Source organism: Marinithermofilum abyssi (assembly GCF_014641195.1).
GTDB lineage: Bacteria > Bacillota > Bacilli > Thermoactinomycetales > DSM-45169 > Marinithermofilum > Marinithermofilum abyssi.
On the sequence record NZ_BMHQ01000004.1, the window covers coordinates 1 to 15,346 of the forward strand.

Here is a 15,346-nt window from a genome sequence, read left to right on the forward strand (position 1 = left end):
GGTACATTGTCGGCAGGCTCTCGACGGTTCGTTACCTCATCGCCGATCTGCCTAGGATACTGCTGGTGGAACAACAGGCTTCATCGTATTGCGAAGCAATTACCCAAGCGACTTTCACGTCGCACTAGTCCGAGATACCCGCGATATATACGGTTAGCGTGGGGGTAATCGGTAAAAGACCCTCTTAAGTACCCAAACGAGATTCCCGTACACGGGGATCGCCGAACCCTAGTGATGCTGATATCCCGAACTTCCTGCGGAGCTGGGGGGAAGACATTTTTTTGGACATGGAACCCATCTGGGCGAAAGGAATATATTGATCCTAATTAAGAATAGGAGGGAATCTCATTGTATACCGTGCCCCCAGGTTATTCGGTCCTCCATGCTGTATCCCCAGTGGTTTACCACGGAATTATTGAACATTCCGCTGGACTTTCCCTACGCCACGTACTTTATCAAACAAATGCCATTGCTTTCCTCATGGGTCGAGGTATTCCCTATCCCCAGGCGCTTTATATTGTGGAATCCTGGGAAAGGGATGAGCGCTTTCCTTATTTCGAAGATATGCCGGTATAACAAATAAACCCTGGAATCCAGGGTTTATTTGTTATACCGAGCCATTTTGACTAGTGGTTAAAGATCAACTGTAACTAAGTGATATCCACTCTGTATTTTAAGTAGGTTACCCAAATGTTTACCGCAGCTTTTCTCCTTGATCCTACCGTTTGAGAGACATGCTGCTCCTCCTAATAAGGCTCCTTCTGTTTTTTTGGGGGACAGCCGTTCCTCGTCCAATAGTAAAGAAACCAAACAGCGTGGTTCTGTTCGTCCGCCGCCGCTCGACGGAACCGATTTTTGATATGAGGATCCCTCGCCTTGTCCACGATGTCCAAATAAAAGTCCACAGTCTCCTGTTCGTCTTTGAAAGCGAACTGTAAACCCTGACAATAGTTTTCTGGGCAGAGCTCTGTGATCCGTGGCGTCGGCTGTCTCCCGGTTAATCGTGTATAAATGGCGGAGAATTCGCGATAGTGAAGGATCTCATCCCCACGGATTTCAAGGATCTGCTTTTTTTCCTCCTCGGTGGGAGCCATTTCGGCTAATTGGGCGTAACAGGAAATCGCACTGTACTCGCCGTTAATTGCTTTGGCGATGTCTTGAATCAAGTCAGTGATCCGTTCCGCCCGGATGTATAAATAGGGTAGGAAATTCACCAGCTTCCCTCTCTTTCGACGATTGTTTCGCTACATAATATGTCGCCCTATTCGGGAAGTGCGCCTAGTTTGCCCATGGTATGCTGGGTCCGTGGGGAATGGAATCGGTATCCCTCTTCGCTAAAGTTATGGTCGAAAAAAACTCGTTTCAGCATAGCTCCCTATTTTGCGACTCATTGCCGTATCCTTTTTAAAGTAAAGTCGTTTCCTGGTTGTGGGTGTCCCTGCATGATTTGAGGGGAGCAGGGATTACAGACAAGAAGGGGATACTCCGAGATCCGTTTAATATATACAGTTAGTGTGAGCGATCCGGTGTGTTGAATTTCATTTCGGAAATGGAACTAATTCTCTTGGCGGGATGGAACAATCCATTCCCCTAACAAGCTCCGTCATTTTAGTTGCTGGTTCTACCCCTATAAAAAGGAATATAAAGGGAGGGATAGAATTCTTTCCTTTATCGAATGATGAAAGGAGTGTGAGGCCATATGATGGACTGGTTGATTGCATGGGTAGTGCTCTTATTATTCTGCTTTTTTGTGTTGGGCGGATGTGTACTGTATCTCTTGATCCGGCAACGGGAACTGGCATTCAAGCTGCAACGGCTGGAACAAGAATGGAAACAGCTACCTCAGGTGCCGTCACCGCCCTTGGAGCCTTCGTCGGTTCGACCATCGGAAACTTCTCGGAAGTTCCCGGCTTCCGATGAGCACGTGGAACCATTATTTCCCTCGGTACCTCGTTGGAAAGAGAGCTGGGAACTGTTTATCGGCGGCAAGCTGCTCAACCGGATCGGTTCTGTGATGCTTTTTGCGGGCATGGTATTTTTCCTGCAATATGCATTCAAGCATGAATGGATCGGGGAAGGAACTCGGGTATTGTTGGGCGGGGCGGTTGGTGTGCTGCTCACTTTGGCCGGGGGGAAGTGGCAGCGAAAAGGGATGGGTGTTTTCGGACAGGGGATCAGTGGTGCCGGTATCGCTGTTTTATACAGCTCCGTTTATGCTTCCTTCAATTGGTATCAGCTGCTCCCTCAGTGGATGGCGTTGGGTTTGATGTCCGCAGTGACGGTGCTGGCGTTGGTGCACGCCTTTCGTTATCGGGCGCTGGCCATGGCCTTTATCGGGGGAATCGGCGGCTTTTTAACCCCTTTTATGCTGGCGGGTGATCAAAGCCATGCGGCAGGGTTGCTAGGTTATATCCTGATTTTAACTGCGGGATTGCTCTGGTTGTCGAAGCAGGGAGAGCGGTGGGAGTTACTCAGCCCCTTTACTTTAGCGGGGGTTGTCATCTGCTGGTTATTGGCTGAATGGCTGCCGGGAAATGCAGGGATAAAAGAGGGCTTTTTAACGGCGTATTGGTTGATGTTACTCGGTTGGGAACGGTGGATTTTAGCAGGGAAGAGCTGCTATGTCTCCCTGCACCGTGTCGTATCAGTAGTCAATGCGTTATTCTGGACGGGCGGAACTGCTCTGGCTTTAGCTGATTCACCCGATTGGGCGTCAGCCGTGTGGTATGCAATGGCCGCAGGTGTGTATGGCTGGGCGGCTCGGTTGGATGCCGGTCGCTGGGAGCACCGGCTCTATATTATCTACAGCGTGTCGCTGTTGGGGTGTGTCCTTTTGTGGTTATCCGACGGCTGGTTGACGCTGATCCTGTGGGCTGTGGGTGCGGGAGTTCTTCACCGTAAGGCCGTTCAAATGGAAGCCGCTTATTTGTGGCGGACAGCCCGGGTGTTTTTGGGGCTGACAGCGGCAGGGTGGTTGACGGAAACCGGGTTGGATCCGTTGGCGGATGCCCCGTTTCTTTTCAATGGGCGTACCCTGTCCCTTCTGTTTCTCATGGGAGTAATGGTCGATGCAGCGCGCAGAAGCCGGGTATTGGCGGATCGAGAGAGTCGCTGGTGGCGAACGGCGTTCCGTATTGCTTTGGCCTTGCTCGGTTTTTTGGGTTGCACGGCGGAAGTAAACGGTTGGTTTGGCCCACGGATGGATGATCTGGAGAGCGGTTCGCCGCTTTATACTTCGTGGCTGAATAGGTACCAGCTCAGCTTGTCAGGGATGTGGACCCTGTATTCGGTGTTGTTGATGGTTCTGGGGATGTGGCGAAAACAACGCCTGTTCCGCTTGTCGGCGATCGGCTTGTTCGGGATAACCCTTCTCAAAATAGTGCTGTTGGATCTCTCGTTCCTAGATACTTTGTACCGGATACTGGCGTTTCTCCTTTTTGGAACGGTTCTGCTGGTCGTATCCTATGTGTATCAAAAAAGAAAAGACGGGTTTCAACATCACCTGTGAAACAACCGCTTTGCGGACAGCTTAGATTCAGCAAACCGTGTTTGGTTTCGTAGGGGGGCAAACGGGTGAATATCCCTTGGTGTCTCCATGTGACTTGCTCCACACGGCTAAAGCACACCAAGGGCACTTCCTACGGGCGCGGTGGGCTGCTCGGATTATTGCGGCAACCCGCTACCCTCTCTCGAAGGCTCCGTCCAAGCCTGAGAAATGCTGAGCCTCCATCGACTACTCGACAAGAATCATTTTACGGCAGGACGGATTCCTCCTGCCAACCCTATATGATTCGGTTCGAGTTTCCGCTCGTGTCTGAAAGATACCAAATCTTGTCGGACTTGCCAGAGGGGTTACACCCTCCCTCGTCCGACGCTCGCTTTCATTCCCACCCTAAAGGGCTGGGTTTTCCCGCTCACTATCTATAATGAAGCAACAAGGGGGAGAGTCGGTGAATACTCGACCAAAGGTTTTTGTCACGAGGGAATTGCTTCCAAAAGGAATGGATATGCTAAGGAAATCGTGCGATGTGACTGTGGGTTCCACGGAAGGTTCGCTGTCCCGTTCCGAGTTGTTGCAATCGGTCAAAGGACAAGACGCGCTGGTTGCTACCCTGACGGAACAGATCGATGAAGAGGTAATGAACGCCAATCCCAATCTCAAGGTGATCAGCAATTATGCTGTGGGTTACGACAATATTGACATCGCTGCGGCCACCCGCAGAGGGATCCCGGTAACCAATACACCGGGAGTGCTGACAGATGCGACGGCGGACATGGCGTGGGCGCTGCTGATGAACGCCGCCCGAAGGGTGACGGAGGCGGATCAATATACCCGTGCAGGGAAGTGGAGCGAATGGTCCCCTACTTTACTGCTGGGGAAAGAAGTGACGGGTTCCACGTTGGGAGTGATCGGTTTTGGCCGGATTGGACGGGCAGTAGCTCGCCGGGCCAAAGGGTTTGACATGAAAGTGGTGTACTATTCGCGCACCCGACTGGGGAAAGCGGAGGAACAGGAATGGGGTGTCTCTTACCGTCCGTTGGATGCATTGTTGCAGGAGGCGGACTTTATTTCGCTGCATGCACCGTTGACGGATGAAACCCGGCATCTGATTGGTCGAGAACAACTTCGTCTGATGAAGCCTTCTGCTTTTTTGATCAATACGGCACGGGGGGCGCTGGTAGATGAAAGGGCGCTGACCGAGGCGTTGCGGGAAAAATGGATCGCCGGTGCCGGATTGGATGTTTTTGAACGGGAGCCCCATGTGACCGAGGAACTGAAGCGGCTGGACAATGTGGTACTGGCTCCGCACTTGGGGAGCGCCACCTGGGAAACCCGCAATGAAATGGCCCGGTTGGCAGCGGAAAACACATTGGCCGTTTTAAGAGGAGAACGGCCGCCCCATCTGGTCAATGAAGAGGTATGGCAGTAACACTCACGTTCGTTGGGATCGATGCCCTTTTAGAATCCACCCGATCCCGATCAGAATGGCCAAGGTTCCGGCCAGTCCTCCTTCCAACCCGAAGGGGCCGCCTGTGATCCAATCCGGACCGGTTTCCGCAGCGGTAACCGGGTGCAGGGGGGACAGGTGAAGACCTGAAACCGGAAGGGACAACGCTTCCTGTGTCCAGTTCCATGTGAGATGAAGGCCGATCGGATACCAGAGATTGCCGCTTACATACCGGGCGCATCCCAGCAAGATTCCCGCCAGGAGCAGGTTCAACAGGGGCAGCGGGGCGATAAAGGGATTTTGCATGTGCAGCAAAGCAAACACGAAGGATGATCCGGCAATGGCGACTACCGGCCCGGTCCGCTTCAAAAGAAGTCCCTGTATATAGCCGCGGTTGAAGATTTCCTCTCCGACGGCGACACAGAAAAACGTGACGGCAGACAAACCAAGGCGGTTCCAAATGGCCGGGCTCCAATTCATCTCCTGCACACTCAGCCATGGAGTGAGCCACAGCCAGAGAAACGTACCGCCGATCAGGAACAATCCCAGCATACTGCCATCTCCCGCCGAGGGAGCTATTCGCGTAGGGGAAAAACCCATTTCCCGAAGGCTCCGTTTTTCCCACCGGCGCCAAAAGACCAACGCTGTCGCTGTAAAGGCTGCATTTTGGGCTATAATGTACGGAGTGGCAGCTTGATCCAAGGGAAACCAAAGGACTGCCAGCAGGGAAAATATAACGGCTGTAACCATCGCCGTTACAACGGCAACCATCAATTTTGCCAGGATGATCCATCCGTGTGTCATCGTTTTTCTCCTCTCGGAGGAACAGGCAGTTGTCGGGATTTTTCCGCTGTCCCTTTTATGGTGGAAGTATTTGTGATAATATATCACTCAGTCCGTGAATAAAGAAGGACCTCATCAGCCGGAATGACGTTTGAAAACCACTTCGGCAGGTAAATGGAGTACAAAGGTTGGTGTCAGGGAAGTCTTAATATGTTTGTTTTCCCCGTATTTGAACAAAACCCTTCTGAAACAACCGCCTTTCGGAAAATCTCGGCCATCGGCAGGGATTTGCTTTTGATTTGGTGAATACATTTTCATTCATTCACCCTGTATGGATACAATCCGAGGCTGGATGAAAACGGTCTGCTGTGAATAAGTTTTAAACAAACAAGCATGGATTTGCCGAACTTTCACATGCGGGATATTCCGCCGTGTAAGGGCTTACTGAAGGGTGAACAACAACGGATTGCTGTGGTTTTCATAAGGAGGAATCGGTATGGCGCAGAAAAAAGAAGTGTTATTGACGGAAGAGGGTCTGGCCAAAGTAAAAGCGGAACTGGAAGAGTTGAAAACAAAGAAGCGGGCGGAAGTGGCCCAGCGGCTGAAAGAGGCCATTGCGCAAGGAGACCTGAGTGAAAACGCGGAATATGATTCCGCAAAGGAAGAACAAGCCTTTATCGAATCCCGGATTGTCACCCTGGAAAACATGGTGCGCAACGCTAAAATTATCAACCAGGATAATCAAAATAAAAACTTTGTCAGTGTAGGGACCAAAGTGACAATTCAAGAAATGCCCGAAGGAGAAAAAGAGACGTACACCATCGTGGGCAGCGCGGAATCCGATCCGTTGTCCGGCAAGATCTCCAACGAGTCTCCCATCGGTGCGGAGCTGATCGGGAAACGGGAAGGGGAAACGGTCCGGGTGCCTGCTCCTTCCGGCACGATTGAATTCAAGATCATCTCGATCGATTAACAGGGAAGACCGTGCACAGGCGCGGTCTTTTTCATTTCATCGTTTACGCATTCTTACTCCCCAGGCGGGCGGCGGCATGATAAGCTGATAGGGAGGAGGGAGTTGCCATGCTGAGATGTCGTGAAGCCGGATTACTGATCGGCGGATACGAGGAGAATGAACAACAGCCGTATCCCTTCGCTGCGTTGGATGTTGATGATGAACCATCGGCGGCTCAGGCGAGGGACTGGTTGGCGTCCAAAAACACACCCGCTCTTCAGTTGCGCATTCGAAGCACTCCGGCGGGAGAGTTGTCCGTTGAGCTGGTCGAGAAACAGGAAACCTTGTGGTCAGGGGAAATTTGGAAAGATGAGACGTGGCAATTCTTTCAGGCCTTTTATGAGCAGGTGGACCATGTACTCCTGATGATCTCTGTAGCGGGAGCCGTCCAACCGGAGCCTGTCCACCGATTGGGTAAAGATCAGGTGACGATTGAGGTGCAAAGCGACTGAAGGAATGTCCATTCAAAGCGCTGAATCCTCATGCTCAATGGAAGAAGCCCACAGTCGGCTGCGGGCTTCTTTTCACGTATGCTTCAGTTTTTCCAGATGAGGATGTCCCGCTTGTCCTCTCATTTGACTCAGCAGTCCGGACAAGGGGCGGGCGGTTTTGTATTCCACCCATTGGTTTTGGGTGTTTTTCACCAAGAGGCGGGGTTCGTCCGTGGCAGAGGATGGCGGAATAACAGCTACTTCCCGCACGGGATGGCCGATGGGAGAACTATTGAGAACGACGGGGGATGGAAAGCGGAACACCCAATACCGGGGTGGCATCTGCAGCGAGCGCATGCCGGACATCTGCGTGATCTCTCCCAACACCCGTTCCAATTCTCCCTTGGCGATGCCGGATACGGGAACCGGCTGTTCCGACTGAGACTGGACACGATAGCCTTTTACCGCCGGGATTTGCGCCGGCGGAGCGGCCCATCCCGTGGCATGCGGGACGAACAGCATCACAGCAGACACGACCCACAGGGCCAGACGCTTATGTCGTTTGATTCGGTTCATTGTACTTTCTCCTTTGACTCATGCTATTTTTATTGTGTAATGAATACAGAGGAAACATACCTTCGCTTTCTCCCGGAATGTTTTTTCGGGATCCCGTATATCTCCTCATATTACAAAAAGAAAAGAAATGGAAAGGAACATGGGGAGGGACTGAAGTGAAACCCGTCACCTTCGTACATACAGCAGATCTCCATTTGGATCTGCCGGTGCAAGGATGGAAAGGGAATGAAGAACAACTGCTGCTGCGCCGGGAAGAATACAGGCAAACATTTTCCCGCATCGTCGGCTTAACGAAGGAGAAAGAGGCGCAGTTTCTCCTGATTGCCGGGGATTTTTTGGAGCACGAATATGTGAATCGCTCCACCGTGCAATGGGTGATGGAGCAATTGGAACGCATTCCGGATGTTCAGGTGTTGATTGCTCCCGGCAATCATGATCCTTATCGGACAGACTCCTTTTACCGGACGGTCAAGTGGCCGGATCACGTACACATCTTTTCAGAGAAATGGGAGACCCATTCCTTTTCTCAGTATGACCTTTGCCTGTACGGCAAGGGGTTTGCGGATATGGAAGAAAGAGAGAGCTCGCTGCCCGAAAATGGGCAGGATGGAGAACGGCGGTTGATGTTGGTTCACGGGACGTTGGGCCACCGAAAGGAGGCATCCCCCTATTTTCCGCTGTCGATGGAGGAGTTGGCCCCGTTGGAGATGGATTATGTGGCGTTGGGTCACATTCACCAGGCAGTAACGCATCGGTTGGCCAATGAACGGAAGACGGTCGTCCGTTATCCAGGGTCTCCGGAGGCGCTGCGTTGGAAGGAAACCGGGGAACGAACCGTCACCGTCGGACGTCTGGACACGGGTGGAATCCGCTGGGAGGCCGTGCCTGTGCACACGCGTCGTTACGAAATTTATCATATAGATGTGACAGGGTGCGAGACGGAAGAGGAGCTGCTGCGACGGATCGGAGAGAACATCCCCGCTGACCGCCGGGAAGCGTATCTCCGCTTGATTTTTCAGGGCAGGCGGCCTCGGGAAATCGTCTATGCTTCCGACTGGCTGGAACTTCGACTTCGCCAGCAAGGATTCTTTTACACGGAATGTATGGATCAGTCCGTGCCCGACTTTGATGTGGAACGTTTGCGGGAGGCGGACGGGGTGGCAGGCGCTTTTGTCCGGCGGATGGAAGCCCGGATCGAACAAGCGAACGAGGAAGAAAAAGAAATGCTGCAAGAAGCCTTGTACAAAGGGTTGGAAGCGTTGTTGACACCGGAGGTGGTTCACAAGTGAAGCTGGAACGGATCTACTTCCGGGGATTCGGTAAATATGTGGACCGCACGTTTGAACTGGAGCCCGGGCTCAATTTGTTCGAGGCACCCAACGAAGCCGGAAAATCCACGCTGATTCACGGATTGACGGCGTTGTTGTACGGGGTGAAAAAAGAAGGAATCTCCCGCCGGCAAAAAGCGGATCACTATGACCGTTACCTTCCCTGGGAGAGTCGCCATTACGGCGGTGAAGTAGACTTTTCCCTTCAGGGAAAGCAATACCGCATCATCCGCAATCTGCTGTGGGAGGAAGAGCGTGAGCAGTTGGTTGATCGAAAAACCGGGCGCGACTTAACAGAGCTATATCCTCTGGATCGACGAAAGGATCGCAATCTGCTGGAAAAGTTAATCGGGCTGAACCGAAATCTGTTTTTGCGTGTCGCCTATATTTCTCCCTACAGCTTGGCGGGGGAAAAACAATTGGTAGATCGCATCCGCCAACTGGTGACCCAGGGCGAGGAACAGGATCTGGCACCGGTGTTGGAACGCTTGGAACAGGAGATTCAACGGATCGGCAAGTCTCCCCTGGCTCGCAGCAAACCTTACGGCGCCGCAGTCAACCGGGTGGAAGTGCTGGAGAAAAATCTGAGGGATCTCCGGGCTTCTTATGAAGAACTCCGGAAAGATCAGCGCCGTTTATCCCGTATGCAGCAGGAGCTGGCGGAAGAAACCAAGCGGTGGGAGGCCTGTCGTCAACGGGCCAACCAGCTGCGGCAGCAGGTCCGTTTGCAGGACCGGCTGGCTACTTTGCAGGAGAAACAAAAGCACTTCAGTTATAAACAGCAGACATTGAGAGAGTTGGAAAAGAAACGAGCTGCCTTAAAGGAACAGCGGGACCATTTGGCTCCCCCGGTTGTGTTGTCTCCCGAGGAAATGGACGCGATGAACAAACTGTTAAACGAACGGGAAGTGCCTCGTATCCGTTTGGAAACCTTGCGGGAAGAGCGGAACGACTTGGCCCAAAAGCTGGCTTCAGTCCGGCGGGAGCAGGCGGGATTTTTGGCGGAGGATGTTTCCCAAATGGAGCGGCAGAGGCATCTGCTGGAAGAAGTCGTGCGGTTGCAGCAGAGCTTGATCACCCCGGTGGCTCAGGAAACGATGGATGAAAAAGTGACTGCGATGCGGTTGGAAAAGGATCATCAACGGTTGCAGGAGCTCCAGGAACGGGAAGAAGACTGCCGTCGCCGCCGGCGCGAGCTGGAAGACCGCCACTATTCCTATAAAGCCCGTCTGGAAGGATGGGAGCGGGAACATTTCCTGCGTCAAGCGACACAAGTGACAGTAAATGAGCCGGCCCGCCCCTCCCGCAATTGGCTGTGGGGCGGGATCGGCACAACGGTGCTGGGGATCTTGCTCTTGAAGGACGCTCCGGTTCTGGGGCTGATGGCCCTTGGTGTTGCGGGATTTGCCTTTTTCCGTTACCGCAAACAGCGACTGTTGGATCAGCAAGTGCGTCAAGAGTGGCAGGAACGGCAACAGCGCTTGCAAGCGGAATGGGCGCGGTTGAAAGAGGAGCAGAAAAATAATCGGCAGAATGTCCCTGAACTGGATTATGATTCACTGCTGGCACAAACGGCGGAAATCAAACAGCAGCTGCATCGATTGTATGATGAGCTGGCACTGATCATCCAGGAGCAGGAAGCCATTTTTGAGCGGTGGCAAGCCGGATCCGCGGCCGAATTGTACTGGAAAGTGGAACAGCAACGGTTGAAAGTGAAGGAGCGGGAAGCGGCCAAGAAAAGAGACAAAGAATACCGGGCCCGTATCGCTGAACTTCAGGAGGAACTGGAACACTGGGGTGAACGATTCCGGAGTCGATTGGGCTCCTTTGAAGCAGAGCGTTGGTTGAAAGAGATCAGCCGGATGGCGGATGAAGCGAGAGCTGCTCGGGAACAGGTGCAGAAGCTGGAATTGGAGCTGTCTGCCAAACAGGAAGAGGAAGGGCGCTTGTTGGCGGCTTTGGACCGTTTACAGGAAGAAGAAGCTGCCTGGAGTGAACGATTGGGTACCGATGATGTGGAAGAGTGGGCGGAATGGCTCGAAAGAAGCGGGGAAGTGCACCGCCTGAACCGTCAGTTGGAATCCCTGGAGCAGGAATGGGAGGAGCTGATGCGGGTAAAACAGCGCGAAGGCTGGGATATCCAGTTGGCGGAAGTGCAGGAGGAAATGCAAGCGCTGGAGAAGGAGTCTGAAGGTTTTGCAGCGAATCAGGAGCAAGAAGGGGAAAATATCCGTGACCTTTTGGCCCGGGCCGAAGCGGACCTGGAAGAAGCGGAAGCTGTCTACCGGGAGAAAGAGGCGGAGGTCTTGAAGCTGGAGGAGCGGATTCGAACCCGGTATGGTCAGCTGCCTCCCTTGGGTGACGTGGAAACCCGTTGGCAAGAAGCCCAGCGACAGGTCCGTGCTTTGGAGAAAGAACGGACGGCATTGGAGACGGCACGGGAAGTGTTGCAAGAGGCGGTACAGGAAGTACAGGAAGATTTGGCGCCCCGGCTGGCCCCTCATGCGTCCAGGTGGATTGCAGGCGTAACGGGCGGCAGATATCAGGATTTACTGATCGATCCGGCAGACGGGCTGAGTCTGAGTGTGTTTACACCGGAAACCGGCGACCGGCAACCCGTCGAAAACCTGAGCCAAGGCACGGTGGACCAAATGTATTTCGCTATGCGGTTGGCACTGATTCACTTCTTTTCCGAAACCAGCGGCCTCCGTTTACCCGTTATCTTGGACGACAGTTTGGTCCACTTTGATGATGATCGACTTCGTCCGGCACTCAAAATCTTGGGAGAGATGGCCCAAGACCATCAGGTGATTTTGTGTACTTGTCAAAGCCGGGAAAAAAGGGTGATGGAAGAGGAGGGCATCCCTTTCGTACGGCAGGTGGTGTAATCCTGTGAGAAAGGATGGTATGCCGTGCAATTGCCGAAACATCATGTGGCTGCGGCTGGTATTGTGATTAATGGGGAAGGACATGTCCTGTTGATCCAACGCGCTGACAACGGGCGCTGGGAACCTCCCGGCGGGGTGGTGGAACTGGAAGACGGCCTGGAAGAAGCGGTCATCCGGGAAGTAAAGGAGGAGAGCCATGTCGACGTCCGGGTGGAGCGCCTGGTGGGTGTCTATAAAAGTGTCGGCCGCCGCGGCACCCACGTCGTCAGCCTCGTTTTCCTCTGCCGTCCGATTGGCGGCCGTCCCGAGCCCGGTGATGAAACAGTGGCGGCCGGTTACTATTCGAGGGAAGAAGCGATGAAGCTGGTGACGCGGGAGCTGATGCGGGATCGGCTCCGCGATGCGTTTGCAAATCAGACGGCGCCTTTTGTCCGGGATTATCGGACACCGGGAGCATAAAAAAACCGGCCTTCTGCTTGGAGCAAGCAATAGAAAAGAGGGCTTGGTGCTCAAGGTGGCTGGCAAAGTCCATCTTCGGGAAAGAGTGTTACTGTATGGAAGAGATTTATCAGCAGCTTTGGACTTACCGTCTCCTGTTTACTGCGGGGGACGGTTTTTTTTGCAGCTCCTGATGAATCCGTTGGCACTGGCGGACAGCCGTATCCAAATCATCCGTGCAGACACGGAAGCGTGCCTGTTTTTCATAGGCAGATTGCGTATGCCGATAGCGTGGATCATAATAGGATTCGAGCAAGATTTTAACCAAATCATCGTAACGTTGCGCCTTCAGGTGGTGATGGAGCATCTGCCGCCGGGGAGGGGGCAGCCGGCGCTCGATCCGGCTCAACGCCCCGGCAACTTGACGTTGAAACCGATCCGGATGGTTCTGGTCACAATGGTATGTCTCCACAATGCGGCGGATTCGGGTGGCCAGGGAAGCTTCTGCCACAACGGGGATGCCCTGTTCTTTGGCTCTGATTAAAAAAGCGGGCAGATGGACCCGTCCAATTCGTCGGCTTTCCGCTTCCATCCAGATGAAAGGGGCACCGGACAAGGCTTTTAAGCGATGGTACAGCAGGGCATCAAACATCCGCTGGTTTCGGGGGGAAATATCCCCGAGGTTGCCAAACGCGGAACCGCGGTGTCCGGCCAGGGATTCGAGGTCCAGGACAGGGATGCCGCGTTGTTCCAAGCGGCGCAGGATATCGGTTTTGCCCGTACCTGTCAGCCCATGCAGCACGATCAGGCGGCTGGAAAGCGAATAATGTTCCAGCCAGTCGACGATCATTTCGCGATAGGCGCGGTATCCTCCCGTCAGGCGAAAGACCGGTTGTTGTGCCAGATCGAGAAAAGAGGCCACCGCTTTGCTGCGCATGCCGCCCCGCCAGCAAAAGATCAACGGGGTTTTTCCGCCGCATGCCTCCAAGACGCGGTTTACCAGCGAGGGGATTTTTGGAGAAACGATTTCCATCGCTTTTTGAACGGCAGGTTCACGTCCTTGTTGCTTATACAACGTGCCGATCAGGGCTCGCTCTTCATCGGTAAAGAGAGGGACGTTCACCGCTCCCGGCACGGTTGCTTCTTCATATTCTCTCGGAGAACGTACATCGATCCATTGCAGATCCCCTAGGTGCCATGCTTCTTCCGGCAGCAACTCTTTCAAGTAGGTTCCCTTCTTTCATGAATCATTGGAAATGCATTGGAAACCAAAAAGCAGCGTCCGCGAACAGACGCTGCTTTTCAGTCACTTGTTGATGATGTGCGGCTTCACTGCCCGCAGAAAAGCTTCCACGGTGACCCGGTCATCGATCGGAACATTGTATTTCCGCAAGGCTCCGTTCATGTGACGGATCGCAATTTCGTATGCTTCGAATGAGATATTCAGTCCTTTATGAGCGATGCGCAGTGTATTTCCCTGGTATTTGTGGGGACCGCCCAGAGCGTAGCTCATAAAGTATGTAATCTGATGCTCCCGAAGCTTTTCCAAGTCCGTGTATGTGAAGTAGTGTCGCACCTTCTCATCAGCAATCATGCGATCGTAAAACTCATGGACGACGGCGGAAATGCCTTTTTCGCCGCCGAGTTTATCGTACAACGTTTCTGCTGCCACGGATGTTCCCCCCATTTCAACAAGCAAGAGAAAAGTATCATTGGTTTTCAGACAAAAGTTCGGGGATGCAGGCGGGAATCCATATACCCATGAACAAAGTAAAGGATGGATGGAAATGAGTACAAGAAACAAAGAGATGTATTTACTGTAACAAATCCACAAACAAGCAGGCGTGATATATATCACACCCGAGGTTGCTTTTCTATAAAAATAATGGGATGGATTGCATTTGCAGGAATTGATTAATGTTCCTCGATCCGGCTTTCCAAATGAGCCACGTGAATCAACAGATACCCCTGATGACCTCCGACGATTCCCTGCCGTTTGAGCCGGTTCAGAATGCGGCTGACCGTTTCCCTGGTGGAACCGATCATTTGCGCCAGTTCTCGATTGGTGAATTTTTCGGTAAGCTTTACCCATGATCCTTGATACGGGCGGCTTACATCCTGAGCCAATCGGAGAAGGAGCATGATCAGCCGTTCCTGAACATCAAAAATAATGGTTTCACTCCATTGTTGTTCCAGTTCCAACATTCGCTGCCCCATCAAGGTGATCACACGCTGGCTCAATTCTGGATATTCTTTCAGCAGTTGATTCATATCTTCCAGCGTAATGACCAGAAGGACAGAATCTTCCTCAGCATGCGCATCTGCCTGGAATACAGCCGATTGAAAAAAGCCGTAAAGCGGAAAGAGGTCGCCCTGATGGTGATAAGTGAGCAGCGATTTTTTTCCGTCCGGGTCTGTCCTGTACATTTTCACCTTGCCGCTGCGGAGGATAAACACCCGGTCGATCGGTTCGCCTCGCAGATGAATCACGGTTTCCCGTTTGTACTTCCGCTCAATCATTTTTTGACTGACCATGCGGAGGATCTCCGGTGAAAGGCGATGAAGTAAAGGAATTGTCTGTAAAAATGATGTGATTGGATTCATGTTGACCGTCCCTCCGCCCACCTCTATGAAAAGTGTAAAAGAAAACGTTGTCACCCGCAAACTTTTTCTTTAAGGAAAAAGCGGGAATCGTCCATGGGGGGATTCCCGCATTTCGATGGGCACTACTCCTGCTTTTCTTCCTCGCTTTCCACAGCTTCCGGGTCGTAGGGTGTGGGTCCGTAAGCTTCCAGTATAGAATCGGTGATCTCCGATTCGTCCTCGTCGGTTAATTGCACCAGATTTTTGGCTTCCATTTCGGGGGGAAGTCGTTTGGATCGTTGTTCCATGAAAAATTCCTCCTTGTTTGCAGTACCCAGCTGTAGGATGTTTTGCTATC

At 52.6% G+C, this 15,346-nt stretch carries 14 protein-coding genes; 7 read left to right on the forward strand and 7 right to left on the reverse strand.

Annotated features, from left to right (window positions below; translation table 11 throughout):
* Nucleotides 1-746 precede the first annotated feature (746 nt).
* On the reverse strand, nucleotides 747-1,190 hold the full coding sequence (locus tag IEW70_RS06280; protein ID WP_229751877.1) for a ferritin-like domain-containing protein: 444 nt from the start codon (nucleotides 1,188-1,190) through the stop codon (nucleotides 747-749).
* A 509-nt stretch (nucleotides 1,191-1,699) separates the two neighbouring features.
* Here IEW70_RS06280 and IEW70_RS06285 point away from each other — a divergent pair.
* Both IEW70_RS06285 and IEW70_RS06290 read left to right on the forward strand, forming a co-directional pair.
* Nucleotides 1,700-3,508 carry a DUF2339 domain-containing protein gene (locus tag IEW70_RS06285; RefSeq protein ID WP_188647088.1) on the forward strand — a complete coding sequence of 603 codons (1,809 nt, stop codon included), beginning with the start codon at nucleotides 1,700-1,702 and terminating at the stop codon, nucleotides 3,506-3,508.
* Nucleotides 3,509-3,950: 442 nt separating this feature from the next.
* Nucleotides 3,951-4,931, forward strand: a complete 981-nt coding sequence (locus IEW70_RS06290; RefSeq protein WP_229751858.1) for a 2-hydroxyacid dehydrogenase — start codon at nucleotides 3,951-3,953, stop codon at nucleotides 4,929-4,931.
* A 3-nt stretch (nucleotides 4,932-4,934) separates the two neighbouring features.
* Here the strand turns inward: IEW70_RS06290 and IEW70_RS06295 are convergent, their stop codons facing one another.
* The gene (locus IEW70_RS06295) at nucleotides 4,935-5,753 is read right to left on the reverse strand and encodes a CPBP family intramembrane glutamic endopeptidase (RefSeq protein WP_188647090.1); all 819 of its coding nucleotides are present in this window, start codon (nucleotides 5,751-5,753) and stop codon (nucleotides 4,935-4,937) included.
* 475 nt (nucleotides 5,754-6,228) lie between these two features.
* Here IEW70_RS06295 and greA point away from each other — a divergent pair, with 475 nt between their 5' ends.
* Complete coding sequence (greA, locus tag IEW70_RS06300) at nucleotides 6,229-6,705, forward strand: transcription elongation factor GreA (protein ID WP_188647091.1); 477 nt, start codon at nucleotides 6,229-6,231, stop codon at nucleotides 6,703-6,705.
* 107 nt (nucleotides 6,706-6,812) lie between these two features.
* Nucleotides 6,813-7,196, forward strand: coding sequence for a hypothetical protein (locus tag IEW70_RS06305; protein WP_188647092.1), 384 nt, complete (start codon nucleotides 6,813-6,815; stop codon nucleotides 7,194-7,196).
* 72 nt (nucleotides 7,197-7,268) lie between these two features.
* On the opposite strand, the gene IEW70_RS06310 is transcribed toward IEW70_RS06305, so the two are convergent.
* Nucleotides 7,269-7,751 (reverse strand): hypothetical protein, encoded by a 483-nt coding sequence (locus IEW70_RS06310; RefSeq protein ID WP_188647093.1) that lies wholly within the window; start codon nucleotides 7,749-7,751, stop codon nucleotides 7,269-7,271.
* A gap of 155 nt (nucleotides 7,752-7,906) precedes the next feature.
* On the opposite strand from IEW70_RS06310, the gene IEW70_RS06315 reads away from it, so the two are divergent.
* Genes IEW70_RS06315 through IEW70_RS06325 form a run of 3 tightly spaced genes read left to right on the forward strand, consistent with a single transcriptional unit; the run spans nucleotide 7,907 to nucleotide 12,426 of the window.
* The gene (locus tag IEW70_RS06315) at nucleotides 7,907-9,040 is read left to right on the forward strand and encodes a metallophosphoesterase family protein (protein WP_188647094.1); all 1,134 of its coding nucleotides are present in this window, start codon (nucleotides 7,907-7,909) and stop codon (nucleotides 9,038-9,040) included.
* Nucleotides 9,037-11,967 carry an AAA family ATPase gene (locus IEW70_RS06320; RefSeq protein WP_188647095.1) on the forward strand — a complete coding sequence of 977 codons (2,931 nt, stop codon included), beginning with the start codon at nucleotides 9,037-9,039 and terminating at the stop codon, nucleotides 11,965-11,967. The genes IEW70_RS06315 and IEW70_RS06320 overlap by 4 nt, the downstream gene beginning before the upstream one ends.
* A gap of 24 nt (nucleotides 11,968-11,991) precedes the next feature.
* On the forward strand, nucleotides 11,992-12,426 hold the full coding sequence (locus tag IEW70_RS06325; RefSeq protein ID WP_188647096.1) for an NUDIX hydrolase: 435 nt from the start codon (nucleotides 11,992-11,994) through the stop codon (nucleotides 12,424-12,426).
* Between the two features lie 124 nt (nucleotides 12,427-12,550).
* Here IEW70_RS06325 and mnmH read toward each other — a convergent pair whose 3' ends face one another.
* The 4 genes from mnmH to IEW70_RS06345 form a co-directional block, all read right to left on the reverse strand.
* Nucleotides 12,551-13,630, reverse strand: coding sequence for a tRNA 2-selenouridine(34) synthase MnmH (mnmH, locus tag IEW70_RS06330; protein WP_188647097.1), 1,080 nt, complete (start codon nucleotides 13,628-13,630; stop codon nucleotides 12,551-12,553).
* Nucleotides 13,631-13,711: 81 nt separating this feature from the next.
* Nucleotides 13,712-14,077 carry a group I truncated hemoglobin gene (locus tag IEW70_RS06335; RefSeq protein ID WP_188647098.1) on the reverse strand — a complete coding sequence of 122 codons (366 nt, stop codon included), beginning with the start codon at nucleotides 14,075-14,077 and terminating at the stop codon, nucleotides 13,712-13,714.
* Between the two features lie 242 nt (nucleotides 14,078-14,319).
* On the reverse strand, nucleotides 14,320-14,940 hold the full coding sequence (locus IEW70_RS06340; protein ID WP_188647099.1) for a Crp/Fnr family transcriptional regulator: 621 nt from the start codon (nucleotides 14,938-14,940) through the stop codon (nucleotides 14,320-14,322).
* 191 nt (nucleotides 14,941-15,131) lie between these two features.
* Entirely contained in the window at nucleotides 15,132-15,296 is a 165-nt protein-coding gene (locus IEW70_RS06345) for a hypothetical protein (protein WP_188647100.1), read from the reverse strand.
* Nucleotides 15,297-15,346: the final 50 nt, after the last annotated feature.

Bases quoted from the DNA above. Each gene is read 5' to 3' on its own strand.
- IEW70_RS06285 (WP_188647088.1), top strand. From the start codon at position 1,700: ATGATGGACTGGTTGATTGCATGGGTAGTGCTCTTATTATTCTGCTTT.
- IEW70_RS06295 (WP_188647090.1), bottom strand. From the start codon at position 5,753: ATGACACACGGATGGATCATCCTGGCAAAATTGATGGTTGCCGTTGTA.
- greA (WP_188647091.1), top strand. From the start codon at position 6,229: ATGGCGCAGAAAAAAGAAGTGTTATTGACGGAAGAGGGTCTGGCCAAA.
- IEW70_RS06305 (WP_188647092.1), top strand. From the start codon at position 6,813: ATGCTGAGATGTCGTGAAGCCGGATTACTGATCGGCGGATACGAGGAG.
- IEW70_RS06310 (WP_188647093.1), bottom strand. From the start codon at position 7,751: ATGAACCGAATCAAACGACATAAGCGTCTGGCCCTGTGGGTCGTGTCT.
- IEW70_RS06340 (WP_188647099.1), bottom strand. From the start codon at position 14,940: ATGGTCAGTCAAAAAATGATTGAGCGGAAGTACAAACGGGAAACCGTG.
- IEW70_RS06345 (WP_188647100.1), bottom strand. From the start codon at position 15,296: ATGGAACAACGATCCAAACGACTTCCCCCCGAAATGGAAGCCAAAAAT.